The organism is Nonomuraea sp. MTCD27 (assembly GCF_041950495.1).
GTDB lineage: Bacteria > Actinomycetota > Actinomycetes > Streptosporangiales > Streptosporangiaceae > Nonomuraea.
Genome location: NZ_JBGNUW010000018.1, coordinates 1 through 14,739 on the forward strand (window position 1 = coordinate 1; position 14,739 = coordinate 14,739).

Annotated in this window: 13 protein-coding genes; 6 read left to right on the forward strand and 7 right to left on the reverse strand. The window is 70.9% G+C overall.

The genetic code is table 11. The annotated features are described in order from the left end of the window. Both ACBJ59_RS41920 and ACBJ59_RS41925 read right to left on the reverse strand, forming a co-directional pair. The coding region (locus ACBJ59_RS41920; RefSeq protein WP_375115940.1) for a transposase at positions 1 to 153 on the reverse strand (153 nt) is incomplete at its 3' end. Positions 154 to 226: 73 nt separating this feature from the next. Continuing rightward, entirely contained in the window at positions 227 to 925 is a 699-nt protein-coding gene (locus ACBJ59_RS41925; protein WP_375115673.1) for an alternative oxidase, read from the reverse strand. A gap of 234 nt (positions 926 to 1,159) precedes the next feature. Between ACBJ59_RS41925 and ACBJ59_RS41930 the strand changes: the two genes are divergently transcribed. The 3 genes from ACBJ59_RS41930 (at position 1,160) to ACBJ59_RS41940 (ending at position 5,164) form a co-directional block, all read left to right on the forward strand. Then, complete coding sequence (locus ACBJ59_RS41930) at positions 1,160 to 2,440, forward strand: aspartate aminotransferase family protein (protein WP_375115674.1); 1,281 nt, start codon at positions 1,160 to 1,162, stop codon at positions 2,438 to 2,440. Continuing rightward, positions 2,437 to 3,945, forward strand: coding sequence for a CoA-acylating methylmalonate-semialdehyde dehydrogenase (locus tag ACBJ59_RS41935; RefSeq protein ID WP_375115675.1), 1,509 nt, complete (start codon positions 2,437 to 2,439; stop codon positions 3,943 to 3,945). Before ACBJ59_RS41930 ends, ACBJ59_RS41935 begins: the two co-directional genes overlap by 4 nt. Positions 3,946 to 4,030: 85 nt before the next feature. Next, positions 4,031 to 5,164 (forward strand): extracellular solute-binding protein, encoded by a 1,134-nt coding sequence (locus ACBJ59_RS41940; protein ID WP_375115676.1) that lies wholly within the window; start codon positions 4,031 to 4,033, stop codon positions 5,162 to 5,164. Between the two features lie 110 nt (positions 5,165 to 5,274). On the opposite strand, the gene ACBJ59_RS41945 is transcribed toward ACBJ59_RS41940, so the two are convergent. Both ACBJ59_RS41945 and gabT read right to left on the reverse strand, forming a co-directional pair. After that, positions 5,275 to 5,526 carry a hypothetical protein gene (locus ACBJ59_RS41945; RefSeq protein WP_364131771.1) on the reverse strand — a complete coding sequence of 84 codons (252 nt, stop codon included), beginning with the start codon at positions 5,524 to 5,526 and terminating at the stop codon, positions 5,275 to 5,277. Between the two features lie 157 nt (positions 5,527 to 5,683). Continuing rightward, positions 5,684 to 7,012, reverse strand: a complete 1,329-nt coding sequence (gene gabT, locus ACBJ59_RS41950) for a 4-aminobutyrate--2-oxoglutarate transaminase (RefSeq protein ID WP_375115677.1) — start codon at positions 7,010 to 7,012, stop codon at positions 5,684 to 5,686. Between the two features lie 92 nt (positions 7,013 to 7,104). On the opposite strand from gabT, the gene ACBJ59_RS41955 reads away from it, so the two are divergent. Next, the gene (locus ACBJ59_RS41955; protein WP_375115678.1) at positions 7,105 to 8,826 is read left to right on the forward strand and encodes a PucR family transcriptional regulator; all 1,722 of its coding nucleotides are present in this window, start codon (positions 7,105 to 7,107) and stop codon (positions 8,824 to 8,826) included. On the opposite strand, the gene ACBJ59_RS41960 is transcribed toward ACBJ59_RS41955, so the two are convergent. Further along, positions 8,792 to 9,418, reverse strand: coding sequence for a TetR/AcrR family transcriptional regulator (locus ACBJ59_RS41960; RefSeq protein WP_364131778.1), 627 nt, complete (start codon positions 9,416 to 9,418; stop codon positions 8,792 to 8,794). The genes ACBJ59_RS41955 and ACBJ59_RS41960 overlap by 35 nt on opposite strands. 293 nt (positions 9,419 to 9,711) lie before the next feature. On the opposite strand from ACBJ59_RS41960, the gene ACBJ59_RS41965 reads away from it, so the two are divergent. Next, positions 9,712 to 11,139, forward strand: a complete 1,428-nt coding sequence (locus ACBJ59_RS41965) for an aldehyde dehydrogenase family protein (protein ID WP_375115679.1) — start codon at positions 9,712 to 9,714, stop codon at positions 11,137 to 11,139. 51 nt (positions 11,140 to 11,190) lie between these two features. Here the strand turns inward: ACBJ59_RS41965 and ACBJ59_RS41970 are convergent, their stop codons facing one another. Together ACBJ59_RS41970 and ACBJ59_RS41975 are read right to left on the reverse strand one after the other, a co-directional pair. Further along, on the reverse strand, positions 11,191 to 12,273 hold the full coding sequence (locus tag ACBJ59_RS41970; protein WP_375115680.1) for a trypsin-like serine peptidase: 1,083 nt from the start codon (positions 12,271 to 12,273) through the stop codon (positions 11,191 to 11,193). Between the two features lie 55 nt (positions 12,274 to 12,328). Then, on the reverse strand, positions 12,329 to 13,327 hold the full coding sequence (locus ACBJ59_RS41975; RefSeq protein ID WP_375115681.1) for a peptidase: 999 nt from the start codon (positions 13,325 to 13,327) through the stop codon (positions 12,329 to 12,331). Positions 13,328 to 13,523: 196 nt separating this feature from the next. Here ACBJ59_RS41975 and dxr point away from each other — a divergent pair, with 196 nt between their 5' ends. Further along, positions 13,524 to 14,714, forward strand: coding sequence for a 1-deoxy-D-xylulose-5-phosphate reductoisomerase (gene dxr, locus ACBJ59_RS41980; protein WP_375115682.1), 1,191 nt, complete (start codon positions 13,524 to 13,526; stop codon positions 14,712 to 14,714). Positions 14,715 to 14,739 lie beyond the last annotated feature (25 nt).

The following is a 14,739-nucleotide window of genomic DNA, read 5'->3' on the forward strand; positions in this document are numbered from 1 at the left end:
CGGCATCTCCCGCCACTGCCCGCCCGTCCGGAACCGCCAGATCACGCCCTCGAACTGCTGCCGCAGCCGCTCGGGGTACGGGCCGAACCCACCGATCGGCAGGTAGGGCTCGATGAACTCCCACTCCGCGTCCGTCAATTGCACTCGCGTCACGCAAAACGATCTACCAGATCGGACCCCGAAACGAGGGCGGATCCCGCAGATTGATCACAACCAAATACACGCCCTAGCGGACACGGGGTTCCTTCATGCTCTCAAGGCTGTCCAGCTTGTGGGTGCGCTCGTCGTGGCCGATCTGCCGGAGCAGGTCGGCCACCGAGCGGTAGCGGCCGTACTCGGCGGCGTACGTGCCGGGGTCGGGCACCAGGTCCAGGTCCGGGTTCTCGGCCACGAAGGTCATGTATTCATGCTCGGCGTGGTCCTCGAACTCCGCGTTGAGCCGGTAGCTCCAGTCCGGCCTGACCAGGAACAGCACCCAGGACACGTGGTAGTAGAAGAACGCGATCAGCCACGGCGCCGCCTTGTGCAGCAACCACGTCTGTCTCTGCCCGGTGCGCTGCACCAGGTCCTGCATGATCAGCAGGTGCCACTGCTCGTTGTCCTGGTCGGCGCGGGCCTCCACGATCCGCTCGAAGATCCTCCTGGCCAGCCCGGAGCGCCCCGCGTGCCGGTGGACGGCCCAGTAGCCCATCCGTTCCCACGCCTGGTACGGCACCCGGGCGATGATCTCCAGCATGGCGAACTTCGTGTACGACCCCTTCACGCCGTACATGAGGTCGACCGGCTTGAACATCATCTTGGCCAGGAGGCTGTAGTCCATGCGCGGGGTGGCCAGGGTGTCCCGCTGGGCCTGGAGGAGCTGGGCCCGGTCGAGCTTCGGCGGGCCGGACGGGGCTTCAGGGCGGTGGTCGGCGATGACGGTCATCTCTGTCTCCTTCGTTCCTCGGATGTACCGATCGTCGGTGACAGAGGGGCCTCCGGTCGTCGGCCGCCAGGGGTCTTTTCCGGTGATTCCGGCGGTGTACTGGGCACGGGATACGTACGTCTGGAGGCGGACGGGTAATCCCCTAGGGGATATTCCAGTGTGTAAGGCAACGGGCCGCCCTTCCGACAGGTTGTGGGTAGGAGCGGCATGGCGGGAAAAGGGATACTCGGTAGCATGTCGGAGCTTCTCGCGCGCCACCGGGCAGTGATGCCCAACTGGCTGGCCCTCAACTACACCGAGCCCATCGAGATCGTCAGCGGAAAGGGCAACCGCGTCGTCGACGCGGACGGCAAGAGTTACCTCGACTTCTTCGCCGGGATCCTGACCAACATGATCGGCTACGACGTGCCCGAGGTGCGCGAGGCCGTCGAGCGCCAGCTCGCCACCGGGGTGGTGCACACCAGCACCGTCTACCTGCTGCGCGGCCAGATCGAGCTGGCCGAGAAGATCGCGCGGCTCTCCGGCATCCCCGACGCCAAGGTGTTCTTCACCAACTCCGGCACCGAGGCCAACGAGACGGCGCTGCTGCTGGCCACGTACGCGCGCAAGAGCGACCAGGTGCTGGCCATGCGCCAGAGCTACCACGGGCGCAGCTTCGGCGCGATCAGCGTGACCTCCAACCGCTCCTGGAAGAACAACTCGCTCTCCCCGCTCAACGTGCACTTCCTGCACGGCGCCGACCGGCACCTGACCCAGTTCAAGGGCCTGTCGGACGCCGACTACGTCCAGGCGTGCGTGGACGACCTGCGCCACGTGCTGGCCACGACCGTGTCCGACGACGTGGCGGCGCTGATCGCCGAGCCGATCCAGGGCGTGGGCGGGTTCACGATGCCCCCTGACGGGCTGTTCGCCGCGTACAAGGAGGTGCTCGACGAGCAGGGCATCCTGTTCATCTCCGACGAGGTGCAGACGGGGTGGGGCCGGACCGGCAGCGCGTTCTTCGGCATCCAGAACCACGGCGTGACCCCCGACATGATCACGTTCGCCAAGGGCCTCGGGAACGGCTTCGCGGTCGGCGGCATCGTGGCGCGCGGCGACCTGATGGACGGCCCGCACGCCGTGGGCCTGTCCACGTTCGGCGGCAACCCGATCTCCATGGCCGCGGCCAACGCCACCCTCGACTACGTGCTCGACCACGACCTCCAGGCCAACGCCGCCCGTACCGGTGAGATCATCATCGGCGGCCTCAAGGCCGCGGCCGGGCGCCTGCCCGTCGTCAAGGACGTGCGCGGCAAGGGCCTGATGTTCGCCGTCGAGCTGGAGAGCCCCGCCCAGGCCGCCCGCTTCATGGAGCTGACCAAGCAGGCGGGCCTGCTGGCGGGCAAGGGCGGCCTGTACGGCACCGCCATCCGCATGGCCCCGCCCCTCACCCTCACGGTGGACGAGGCCACCGAGGGCCTCGGCATCATCGTCACCGCCCTCGAAACCATCAACGCAGAGGCAGCAGCTCAGTGAAGTCGGTCAAGCACTGGATCAACGGAGCCCTCGCGGACGGCGACCCCGCACGTACCGCCGAGCTCTACAACCCGGCCACCGGCGAGGTCAGCGGCCACGTCGCGCTGGCCTCGGCCGCGGACGTGGACGCCGCCGTGGCGGCGGCCGTCGCGGCCTTCCCCGCCTGGCGGGACGCGTCGCTGGTCAAGCGGGCACAGGTGCTGTTCCGCTTCCGCGAGCTCATGTACGCCCACCGCGACGAGCTGGCCGCGCTGATCTCCGCCGAGCACGGCAAGGTGCACTCCGACGCGCTCGGCGAGGTGGCCCGCGGGCTGGAGGTCGTGGAGTTCGCCTGCGGGATCCCGCACCTGCTCAAGGGCGGCTACTCCGAGGGCGTCTCGACCCGGGTGGACTCCTACTCGATGCGCCAGCCGCTGGGCGTCGTGGCCGGGATCACGCCGTTCAACTTCCCGGCCATGGTGCCGATGTGGATGTACCCGATCGCGATCGCGTGCGGGAACGCGTTCGTGCTCAAGCCGTCGGAGAAGGACCCGTCGGCCTCGCTGCTCATGGCGCGGCTCTGGCAGGAGGCCGGGCTGCCCGACGGCGTGTTCAACGTGGTGCAGGGCGACAAGGTGAGCGTGGACCGGCTGCTGGAGCACCCGGACGTTCGCGCGGTGTCGTTCGTCGGCTCCACCCCGATCGCGCAGTACGTCTACGAGACCGGCACCGCCCACGGCAAGCGCGTCCAGGCGCTCGGCGGCGCCAAGAACCACATGCTCGTCCTGCCCGACGCCGACCTCGACCTGGTGGCCGACTCGGCCGTGTCGGCGGGCTTCGGCTCGGCGGGGGAGCGGTGCATGGCGATCTCCGTCGTGCTGGCCGTGGACCCGATCGGCGACGAGCTCGTCCAGAAGATCGTCGAGCGGGTGGACAAGCTGGTGATCGGCCCCGGCGACGACCCGAAGTCCGAGATGGGGCCGCTGGTCACCGGGCCGCACCGCGACAAGGTGGCCTCCTACCTCGACCTCGGCGTCGAGGAGGGCGCCAAGCTGGTCGTGGACGGCCGCGAGACGGAGGTGCTGGGCGGCGGCAAGGCGTCGGAGGCGCCCGGCTTCTGGCTCGGCCCGACCGTGCTCGACCACGTGCCCGTCGGGTCGCGTACGCACACCGACGAGATCTTCGGCCCCGTTCTGTCGATCGTGCGCGTCTCCTCGTACGAGGAGGGCCTGGAAGTGATCAACGGCGGCCTGTACGGCAACGGCACCGCGATCTTCACCAACGACGGCGGCGCGGCCAGGCGCTTCCAGAACGAGGTCGAGGTCGGCATGATCGGCATCAACGTGCCCATCCCGGTGCCGATGGCCTTCTACAGCTTCGGCGGCTGGAAGTCCTCCCTGTTCGGTGACACGCACGTGCACGGCACCGAGGGCGTGCACTTCTACACCCGGGGCAAGGTCGTCACCTCCCGCTGGCTGGACCCCTCGCACGGCGGCGTGAACCTGGGCTTCCCCACCAACAGGTGAGCGGCGATCGCGGCGCCGGGAGGGACTGGCGTCCCTCCCGGCTCTGTCCCCGGTAAGCTCCAGCACACGGACAAGGGGGGACTTGGTGAATCGTCGTCGTGCTTTTGCCCTGGCGCTCGCCGCATCGGCGCTGGTCTCCGGCATGGGCGCGGCCCGTCCCACACCCTCGCCCTCGCCGTCGCCCTCGGCTTCGCCCACTCCCACCCCGAGCCCGAGCGCCACGCAGAGCGACGGCACGCTGCAGATCCTCACCTACCGCGGCTACGCCGAATACGGCGGCACCAGCCCCAAGGCCAACTGGGTGGGCTCGTTCGAGAAGGAGACCGGCTGCCGGATCGCCCGGATCGACACCGTGCAGACCGCCGACGAGATGGCCGCCAGGGTCGGCCAGCGCCCCTACGACGTGATCACCGCCGGGCCCGTGCTGGCCGCCGGCCTGATCGAGGCCAAGCAGGTGCAGGCCATCGACCCGGCCAAGGTGAGCGGCTACGACGACCTCGACGAGCGCTTCCGCGACATGGCCACGGTGTCGGGCAAGGTCTACGGGGTGCCCTACCTGTGGGCGTACGACGAGTTCGTCTACGACTCGGCCAAGGTCAGGGGCGGCGGGCTGGGGCAGGCGTTCGCCTCCGACCGGGTGGCGCTCAGGGACAGCCCGCTGACGATCGCCGACGCGGCGCTGGCCGAGGGCTCGGCGAAGGACCCGTACGAGCTGAGCGAGACCGAGCTCGGCAAGGCGATGACGCTGCTGGAGCGCAACAAGGACCGCACCTACTGGCGCAACCCGGTCGACCTGGTCAAGGGCTTCGCCACCGGGTCGCTCGACTACGCCCAGATGACCCCCTACCATCGCCTGCTCCTGCAGACGGCCGGCAAGCCGGTCAAGGTGATCGAGACGCGTAAGACCACCGGGTGGGTCGACTCCTGGATGCTCGGCGCGAACGTCCCCGACACCACCTGCGCCTACCGGTGGCTCAACTGGGTGACCGAGCCGGACGCGCAGCGCGACGCGGCCGCGTGGGTGGGCATGGCGCCCGCCAACGACAAGGCGTGCAAGGGGCGGGCCAGGACGATGTGCGAGACCTATGGGGTGGGCGACGACAAGCGGCTCGACCGCGTCGTGTTCGCTGTGCGGCCGCCCGGGGGTTGCGGCGCGGAGGACGGGGAATGCACTGACTACGCCGCATGGACAGAACGGTGGCGCGAGCTCGCCAAGTGAGTGGGAGCCGCCGATCCCCACGTGACCGTGCCGCGGACCCGCCCTTCCCCCCGCTGGGCGCGGCCCGTCAGAGGCGCCCCGGGCCTTCCCCCCCGTCCCGGGGCGTCTCGCTATCGAGACGGGAAGGCCACCACGGTGGCCATGGGAGCGGGGATGAGCGCTTCGGCGCAGTCGCCGCAGGCCAGCACGGGCGAGTCGTCGGGCAGGCGGCCCACGCGCACGCGCGGGCGCGGCCACCTCTTGTGGCAGACGACGCAGGCGTCGCCGTCGCGCTGGGCCCAGGTCAGGCCCTCAGGGTCGAACGTCAACATGTTCCGCGCCGTTCTGGTCGGACCCCAGTTCATCACGCTCCCAGCAGCCATCGCCCCTCCGTATGTCGGAACCGTTATAACCCTGACCGAGGCCGTGAGCGTCTAGCTGAGCGTCAAGTCAGGGTGAATTCTCTACCCGAGTGGCACCTGTTACACCGCAAAACGGGCATCCAGCCGCAAGCTGGATGCCCGTTTCGTAGGGGTTCGTCTAGAGCTCGGCGATCGCCTTCTCCAGGATGCCCAGGCCCTCCTCGAGCAGGTGCTCGGGGATGACGAGCGGGGGCAGGAAGCGCAGCACGTTGCCGTACGTGCCCGCCGTCAGCACCAGCAGGCCCTCGGCGTGGCAGCGCTTGACGAGCTCCTGGACGGCGGTCGGGTTCGGCTCCTTGGTGCCGGGCTCGACCAGCTCGATCGCGATCATCGCGCCCCGGCCGCGCACGTCCCCGACCACGTCGAAGCGCTCCTTGAGCGCCTCCAGCCGGGGGAGCATGATCTCGCCGATCCGCCGGGCCCTGGCGACCAGGTCCTCCGACTCGATGGTCTCCAGCACGCCGAGCGCGGCCTCGCAGGCGAGGGGGTTGCCGCCGTACGTGCCGCCCAGGCCGCCGACGTGCACCTTGTCCATGATCTCGGCCCGCCCGGTCACCGCGGCCAGCGGCAGGCCGCCCGCGATGCCCTTGGCGGTGGTGATGATGTCCGGCACGACGCCCTCGTCCTCGCACGCGAACAGCGTCCCGGTACGCGCGAAGCCCGTCTGCACCTCGTCGGCCACGAACACGATCCCGTTGGCCCGGCAGAACTCGGCGATCCGCGGCAGGAACCCCCTGGCCGGCACGATGAACCCGCCCTCGCCCGCGATCGGCTCGATCACCACGGCGGCCACGTTCTGCGCGCCGATCTGCTTGGTGATCATGTCGATGGCCTGCTCGGCGGCCTCCTCCGCGCAGTTCTCGGGGCCGCTCGGCCAGCGGAACGGGTAGGCCAGCGGCACCCGGTACACCTCCGGCGCGAACGGGCCGAACCCCTGCTTGTACGGCATGTTCTTGGCCGTCAGCGTCATCGTGAGCAGCGTGCGGCCGTGGTAGCCGTGGTCGAACACCACGACGCCCTGCCTGCCGGTGGCGTGCCGGGCGATCTTGACGGCGTTCTCCACGGCCTCGGCGCCCGAGTTCACCAGGAACGTACGCTTCTCGTGGTCGCCCGGGGTGAGCTCGTTGAGCTTCTCGCACACCTCCACGTACGACTCGTACGGGGTGACCATGAAACAGGTGTGGGTGAAGTCGGCGACCTGCTTCCGGACGCGCTCGACGACCTTCGGGGCGGCGTTGCCCACGTTCGTCACCGCGATGCCGGAGCCGAAGTCGATCAGCGAGTTCCCGTCGGCGTCCTGCACCACGCCGCCGCCGGCGCGGGTGACGAAGACCGGCAGGGTCGTGCCGATGCCGGGCGGGACGGCGGCCTGCTTGCGGGCCAGCAGCTCCTGGGACTTGGGGCCTGGGATCGCGGTCACGACGCGCCGCTCCTGGGGAATGCTCATGGCTCTGACGCTACGGCGGGCTCTCACCAGGACCGATACGTCGATATGTCACACTAGGAGTGCTCGTCTTTGCCGGAATGGACAAAACTCGCATGCCGCCTTCCCTGCAGATCGTCGTCCGCCGCATGAACCTGCGGCCGGTGGCCGGGACGTCGGGCCAGGGGGTGCTCGACGCGCCGGTGCGCTGGGTGGCGGTCAGCGAGCTCGCGGACCCGACACCTTACCTGGAGGGCGGGGAGCTGCTGCTCACCACCGGCCTGCGGATGGAGGGCGACCTGACGGGTTACGTGGCCCGCCTGGTGACCCGCGGCGTGGCCGGGCTCGGCTTCGGCGTCGGCGTCTCGCACGAGGAGGTGCCGCCCGCCCTCGTCACGGCCGCCGAGGAGGCCGGGCTGCCGCTGCTGGAGGTGCCGCGCGAGACGCCGTTCATCGCGGTCGGCAAGACGGTCAGCGAGCTGCTGGCGGCCGAGCAGTACGAGGAGATCAGCCGCGCCTTCGCCGCCCAGGGCCGCCTGACGCGGGCGGCGCTGCGGCCGGACGGCCTGCACGCGGTCATCGACCGGCTGGCCAAGGAGGTCGGCGGCTGGGCCGCGCTGCTGGCGGAGTCGGGCGAGGTCCGGCACGCCACGAGCGGGGCCAGGACCGACGAGGTCGCCGGGGAGCTGTCCCGCCGCCGCGGCCGCCTCCCGGCCCCCACCGCCTCCCGCCCGTCCGATCCGGGCCCGCCCGCCGCCCCCGAGGCCGAAGAGACCGGCGACGGGGTGCACGCGGGCACCGGCGGGCCCCGTGGAGCGGGCGGCGGAGTGCAGGCCGGCCGTGCGGGTGGCGAGCGGATGCCGGCCAGCCTGGCGCTGTCCGGGCCCGGTGAGCACATCGTGGTGCAGCCGCTGGGCGGCGGGGGGCGGCCGCGCGGGTTCTTCGCCGTCGGCGCCGGGCACGCCTTCTCGCCCGTCACCCACACCGTGATCAACGCCGCCGGCTCCCTGCTGACGCTGGCCATGGCCCAGGGCAGGACCCAGCTGGCCGCCGAACGCCGCGTCCGCACCGCCGTGCTGGAGCTGCTGCTGGCGGGGGAGGAGGCGCGGGCCCGCGACGTGCTGCGGCCGCTCGGCGGGCGGCTGCCGGAGGAGCCGCTGGTGGTCCTCGCGGCCGGCCCCGACGCCCTGGAGGCCCTGGAGCCGCACACGTTCGCGGCCCTGGCCGGCGACGGGGACGGGGTGGGACGGACGGCCGTCGCGATCGTGGCCGGGTCCGCGGCCGAGGAGGCGGCGATGAGCGCGGAGGCGCCCGTGGGTCTCAGCCTGCCTGCCGGATACGCCGCCACCTCCCTGCACAACGCGCTCGACCAGGCCAGACGCGCCCTGGAGGCGGCCCGCAGCGGTGCGGCCCGTCGCAGTGAGGGGCCGGGGGACGGCGAGGAGCCCGAGGCCGGGCCGCGCGGGATCACCGGGCCGGCCGGTCCGGGGATGGTCGTCAGGTTCGGGGAGCTGGCGGGGCAGGGCCTGCTCGGCCTGCTCGACCCGGCCGCCGCCCAGGCGTTCTCGGCCGCGATCCTGGCCCCGCTCAACGCGTACGGCTCCCGGGCCGACCTGGTGGAGTCGCTGCGCGCGTACCTGGAGGGGAACGGCCACTGGGACGCGGCGGCGCAGCGGCTGGGCGTGCACCGGCACACCCTGCGCTATCGCATGAGACGCGTCGCGGACCTGCTCGGCCGCGACCTCGACGACCCGGGTGTGCGCGCGGAGCTGTGGCTGGCCCTGGAAGTGGCCCGCCGGCCCGTTACTTCTGCTTGTCCACCAGATAGCAGCAGATGATCGCGGTCGTGACCGCCTCGTAGGTGCGGCCGTCGCGCAGGTGCCCGGCGCGTTCCAAGCTGATCGCGCCCTGCGCCGCCGACCACAGCGCGTCCGCGATCTTGCGGGGCTGCGTGGGGATCAGGTAACCGGCCGAGATGCAGTCGGCGATGACCCGGTCGAGGATGTTGAGCGCGGCGCGGGCCAGCGTCCTGGCACGCTCGCTCGGCTCGAAGCCGGGGATCGCCCGCTCGAACATCAGGCTGTAGTAGCCCGGCTCGGCCAGGCACGCCTGCCGGTAGGCGGGGCCGAGCGCGGTCAGGTGCTCGAACGGGTTGCGCCGCTGGGGCACGGCCTCCAGAAAGCGGCGGAAGCGCTCGAACCCCTCCAGGTAGAGCGCCTCCGCCAGGCCCTCCCGGTTGCCGAACATCGTGTAGATGACGGTCGTCGTGCAGCCCGCCTCGGCGGCGATCCTGCGCATGGTGAGGCTGTCGGGCCCGTCCGTCCGGAGCAGGTTGACCGCCACGTCGAGGAGGCGGGAGCGGAGTTCGTCGTGGCTGGCGCGCTCACCGAGGAGGTAGGCGCCCTGCAGTCCCAGCGGCGCCGAGGTCATGAGACCTCCCTGGTGGCCAAGGACCAGCTATGCGTCCTTGTGACCTCACGTTGTTCGGTCACGGGGCCCACGCCTTTCTGATCGGGGGCCCGCCGCGCTGGAGACCCGCACCGATGACTTAGCCATAGCGGAGATCGCTCAAACCACTCCGCATGGTAAACATCCCGAATTGGGTCTACTTCTGTTACATCATGGGTATACAACGGGGCTTGTACTTAACGGTGAGCCCTCGTGGGAGTCTTGTGCATCGTGGTGTAAATCCCCGATGTACGCCTTGGCATAACGTCGTGGGTATGGACGTGCGTACCTTCTGGCTGGCCGGCCGCGCCGCGACCGGGGACACCGAGCTCACTGTCACCAACCCGCATGACGGCCGCGAGGTCGGCCGGCATTCCGTGCCGACCGACGCCCAGGTCGAGGAGGCCGTGGCGGCCGCGCACGCGGTGGCCAGGGAGGCTGCCGCGCTGCCCGTGCACGTACGGGCCGAGGCCCTGGCGCACGTCTCGCGCCGCCTCGCCGAACGGGCCGACGAGATCGCCCACCTGATCACGGCCGAGAACGGCAAGCCGATCGTCTGGGCGCGCGGGGAGGTCGGGCGGGCCGTGGCCACGTTCCGCTTCGCCGCCGAGGAGGCCCGCCGCTGGTCGGGCGGCGTGCAGCGGCTCGACACCGAGCCGGCGGCGGCCGGGCGCCTGGCGTACGTTTCGCGCGTCCCCCACGGTCCCGTGCTGGCGATCACCCCGTTCAACTTCCCGCTGAACCTCGTCGCACACAAGGTCGCCCCGGCCATCGCCGTCGGCGCCCCGGTCATCGTCAAGCCCGCCCCCGCCACCCCGCTGTCCTCGCTGCTCCTGGGCGAGATCCTGGCCGAGACGGACCTGCCGGCCGGTATGTTCTCGGTCCTGCCGATCGAGAACGACCGCGCGTCCGGCCTGGTGCTTGATCCGCGGCTCCCGGTCGTGTCATTCACCGGCTCGGCGCCCGTCGGCTACGCCATCGCCGACCAGGTGCCGCGCAAGCACGTGACCCTGGAGCTGGGCGGCAACGCGGCCGCGGTCGTGCTGGCCGACGCCGACCTCGACTGGGCGGCCCAGCGCATCGCCCTCTACTCCAACTACCAGGCCGGCCAGAGCTGCATCGCCGTGCAGCGGGTCATCGTCGAGCGGCCGGTCTACGACGCGTTCGTCGAGCGGCTCCTCCCGGCGGTGGACGGCCTCGTCACCGGCGACCCCGCCGACGAGAAGACCCAGGTGGGCCCGCTGGTCTCGGAGGCCGCGGCCGAGCGGGTCGAGCAGTGGGTCCAGGAGGCGGTCGCCGCCGGGGCCCAGGTGCTGGCGGGCGGCACCAGGGAGGGCGCCACGCTCGCCCCGACGGTGCTGGCCGACGTCCCGCACGACGCCAAGGTCTCCTGCGAGGAGGTCTTCGGGCCCGTCATGATCCTCCAGCCGGCCGCCTCGGTCGACGAGGCGTACGCGATGGTCAACGACTCGAAGTACGGGCTGCAGGCCGGGGTGTTCACGCGCTCGCTGGACGCCGCCTTCCGGGCGAACCGGGAGCTGGAGGTGGGCGGCGTGATCATCGGCGACGTGCCTTCGTACCGGGCGGACCAGATGCCCTACGGCGGGGTGAAGGACTCGGGGGTCGGGCGCGAGGGGCTGCACTCGGCCATGGAGGACTACACGTACGAGAAGGTCATGGTCCTGACGGGGCTGACGCTCTGACCTCTGGCGATGGGGCCCGCCGCGGCGCCCGGATCGCGGCGGCGGGCCCGGTCACGCGTGCTGCGCGGTGTTGAAGAGGGCCTTGACGGAGTCGCCGAAGTACGGGCCGTACATCGTGCGCTGGTCGTCGCTGTACTTGAAGCTGCTCAGCGACGTGATCGTGCCCTTGCCGGTGCCGGCGTCGAACCCGGTCATCCAGGGGCCGCCGCTGGAGCCCGCCGTCATGTCGCAGCCCAGGCCCTGGTCGCGGGTCTGGCCGTACGGGTCGTCCTTGAGCCGGCCCGCGCAGTAGACCAGGTCGCCCCCGTCGTACGGCGGGTCGGCGGGATAGCCGAAGCCGAACGCCTGGCCGCCGCGTCCCGGGTTGAACGCGATCTCCTGCGTGCCCACCGCGTCCGCCACGTGCTTGCCGCGCGAGGTGGCCAGGGCGACCATGCCCACGTCGTAGTTGTCGTCGCCGCTGCGCGACCAGGGGCCGGCCACGAACATGCGGCGGGCGGTGTACTGGCCGTAGGGGTGCTCGCCGGCCGTGCCGTAGCCGGGGACGAACGTCCAGTTCGCCGCCCACTCGCCCGCTCCGTCCTTGACGCAGTGGCCCGCGGTGACCACGACGTCCCTGTTGGCGCTCTTGACCGTGCTGGCCGAGCAGACGAAGTCCGCCCCGGCCACGGTGAGGAACACCCGGCCCGTGGTCCTGGCCACCAGGCCGCCGGTGATCCACCGGGAGCCGATCGTGCTGGCGTCCGGTCGGGCCGCCGACAGGTGGCGCGAGCCCATGAGCCTGCGCGGGACCGACAGGTCGGCCTTCCTGCCCGACAGGTCGGGGGTGGTGCTCAGGTCCGCCCGGCCGGTCAGGCCGCTCAGCAGGTCGTCGCCGTTCGTCACGATGTCGAGCAGGCCGATCGGCAGGGCTTTGGCCATGCGCTCGGGCGTCCAGTAGTCGAGCACGCGCTGCTGATCGGCGGCGGTGCGGGCGGCCACGTGCTCGACTATGTCGCTCCGCTGGACCGTGCGCACGGGTGCGACGGCCGGTGGTGCGGCCTGCTGGCGGCCGGGAGCCGCGCCGAGCAGCGCGGGGCCGACGAGCCCCGCGAGGAGCGGAGCGGCCGCAAGCAGGGGGGTGCTCAGGGTCATGCCCACCGAGTGTGCACTACGAGATGTGTTCTTGTGACTACTTTCGGTAAATTGCTTAGAGTGCGTTGGCGCTTTGTGCTGCTTGGTAGACGGACTGAGCCTCGTTCCCGAAATATGGGCCGAACATCCAGTTGGGGGCGAAGTTGTATTTGAAGCTGTTGACCGAATTCTGGGTGCCGAGGCCGGTGGACTCGTTGAAATTCAGCATCCAGGGGCCGCCGCTCGAACCGCCGGTCATGTTGCAGGTGAGGCCGTGGTCGTCGGTCGCGAGGAAGTCGTCGAAGGTGCGGCCGCTGCAGTAGATCAGCTTCGAGCCGTCGTACGGGGCCGCGGCGGGGTAGCCGAAGGCGTACATCTGCTGGCGTCTTTGCTGGTTGAACGCCACGCCCTGGCCGCCCACCACGTCGACCAGCGTCCTGCCCTCCAGCGGCGCGACCACGGCGGCGGCCACGTCGAAGTTGACGTCCTCGCGGGCGTTCCACTGCTGCGTGGTCAGCAGCCTGGTGGCGGCCCAGGTGCCGAAGGGGCGGTTGCCGCCGGCGTAGCCCGGGACGAAGACCCAGTTGGTGTGGAAGGCGCCGTTCATCTTCACGCAGTGGCCGGCGGTCATCACCACGCTCTTGTTGGCACTGGTCACCGCCGTGCCCGAGCAGGAGGCGTTGCGGCCCTGCGTGGTGAAGAAGACCCGTCCCGTCGTCCGCGTGACCGCGCCGCCCCCGGTCCACGCCTCACCCGAGCTCCTGGCCGCCTGCAGGTCCACGCCGCCACCGGCCTGCCCGCGCGTGGGTGGAGCGGTCCAGGCGCTGCCCTGCTCGGGCTCGGCCGCCGTCAACTTCTGCTTGGGACCGGGCGCGTCCAGGGGCTGGGCGGCCTCCATCCGCCGCTCGGTCCAGTACGTCAGGACCTGCCGCTGCTCCGAGGTCGTGTCGGCGGCGGCTTGCTGGGCGGGCTTCGGCCGGGCCCGCGTGTCAGCGGCCTGGGCTCCACCAGCGGGAAGCAAGGCGGCACCGATGGCGAGCGTGGCTACGGAAAGCAGGGCGAAACTGCGGTTCATTACGTACCTCCCTAAACCGGACTTGGGCTTGGAAGGTAGCCGCCTCAATATCCAGATTTCTCAAGATTTGCGCATACCGATATAGCAATATTCCGGCATGAATTCACTGGCTCACCTCGTGTCACATAAGGAGGGGAATTTTAGGACGTCCGGTGCCGCGTGCCCGAGCGCGCCGCACAGCGGGGACAATGGACGGGTGCATGAAGAGACCCTCCGCTCCGTCGTCGTGCTGGGCTCCACCGGTTCGGTCGGCACCCAGGCCCTCGACGTCGTCGCCGCCAACCCCGGCGGGTTCAAGGTCGCCGGGCTGGCTGCCGGGGGCGGCAAGGTCGAGCTGCTGGCCAGGCAGGCGGCCGAGTTCGGTGTCGAGGTGGTGGCGGTGGCCGACGCCTCGGTCGTGCCCGAGCTGAAGGAGGCGCTGGCGGCGCACGGCGCCGGCGCCACGGTTCTCGGCGGTCCCGAAGGGGTCGCGGAGGTGGCCGGGTGGCAGTGCGACATGGTGCTCAACGGCATCACCGGCGCGCTCGGGCTGACCTCCACCCTGGTCGCGCTCGAGGCGGGCAGGACACTCGCGCTGGCCAACAAGGAGTCGCTGATCATCGGCGGGCCGCTGGTGAAGCGGCTGGCCCGGCCGGGGCAGATCCTCCCGGTCGACTCCGAGCACTCGGCGGTGCAGCAGTGCCTGTGGGCCGCCGGCCCCGACGGCTACGACCCCTCCTGCGTCAGGCAACTCGTGATCACCGCCAGCGGCGGGCCGTTCCGGGGCATGAAGCGCGAGGAGATGGCCGACGTCACGCCGGAGATGGCGCTGGCCCACCCCACCTGGTCCATGGGCCCGGTCATCACGATCAACTCCGCCACCCTGGTCAACAAGGGGCTGGAGGTGATCGAGGCGCACCTGCTGTTCGACCTTGGCTTCGACCGGATCGAGGTCGTGGTGCACCCGCAGTCGATCATCCACTCCATGGTCGAATACGTCGACGGCTCGACCATCGCCCAGGCCAGCCCGCCCGACATGCGCCTGCCGATCGCGCTCGCGCTCGGCCATCCCCGCCGCCTCCCCGGCGCCGCCCGGCCCATCGACTGGACCAGGGCGCACACGTGGACGTTCGAGCCCCTCGATGACGTGGCGTTCCCGTCGGTCGCGCTGGCCAGGCACGTCGGCACCGAGGGCGGCACCGCGCCCGCCGTCTACAACGCCGCCAACGAGGCGTGCCTCGACGCGTTCATGCGGGGCGAGCTGCCGTTCCTGGCCATCGTCGACACGGTGGCCAAGGTCGTCGAGGAGCACCAGGTGACTCCCGCCGACTCCGTCGAAGAGGTGCTGGCGGCCGACGCCTGGGCTCGGGCCCGTGCGGCCGAACTCACATCCGGGCAGTCCCGCTAGCTACCTAAACTGGAAAGCGTCGTCA

Coding starts and splice junctions, on each gene's coding strand:
- ACBJ59_RS41975 (WP_375115681.1), bottom strand. CDS start 13,327: ATGAACCGCAGTTTCGCCCTGCTTTCCGTAGCCACGCTCGCCATCGGT.
- ACBJ59_RS41960 (WP_364131778.1), bottom strand. CDS start 9,418: ATGACCTCGGCGCCGCTGGGACTGCAGGGCGCCTACCTCCTCGGTGAG.
- ACBJ59_RS41955 (WP_375115678.1), top strand. CDS start 7,105: ATGCCGCCTTCCCTGCAGATCGTCGTCCGCCGCATGAACCTGCGGCCG.
- ACBJ59_RS41970 (WP_375115680.1), bottom strand. CDS start 12,273: ATGACCCTGAGCACCCCCCTGCTTGCGGCCGCTCCGCTCCTCGCGGGG.
- ACBJ59_RS41925 (WP_375115673.1), bottom strand. CDS start 925: ATGACCGTCATCGCCGACCACCGCCCTGAAGCCCCGTCCGGCCCGCCG.
- gabT (WP_375115677.1), bottom strand. CDS start 7,012: ATGAGCATTCCCCAGGAGCGGCGCGTCGTGACCGCGATCCCAGGCCCC.
- ACBJ59_RS41965 (WP_375115679.1), top strand. CDS start 9,712: ATGGACGTGCGTACCTTCTGGCTGGCCGGCCGCGCCGCGACCGGGGAC.
- ACBJ59_RS41945 (WP_364131771.1), bottom strand. CDS start 5,526: ATGGCTGCTGGGAGCGTGATGAACTGGGGTCCGACCAGAACGGCGCGG.
- ACBJ59_RS41930 (WP_375115674.1), top strand. CDS start 1,160: ATGTCGGAGCTTCTCGCGCGCCACCGGGCAGTGATGCCCAACTGGCTG.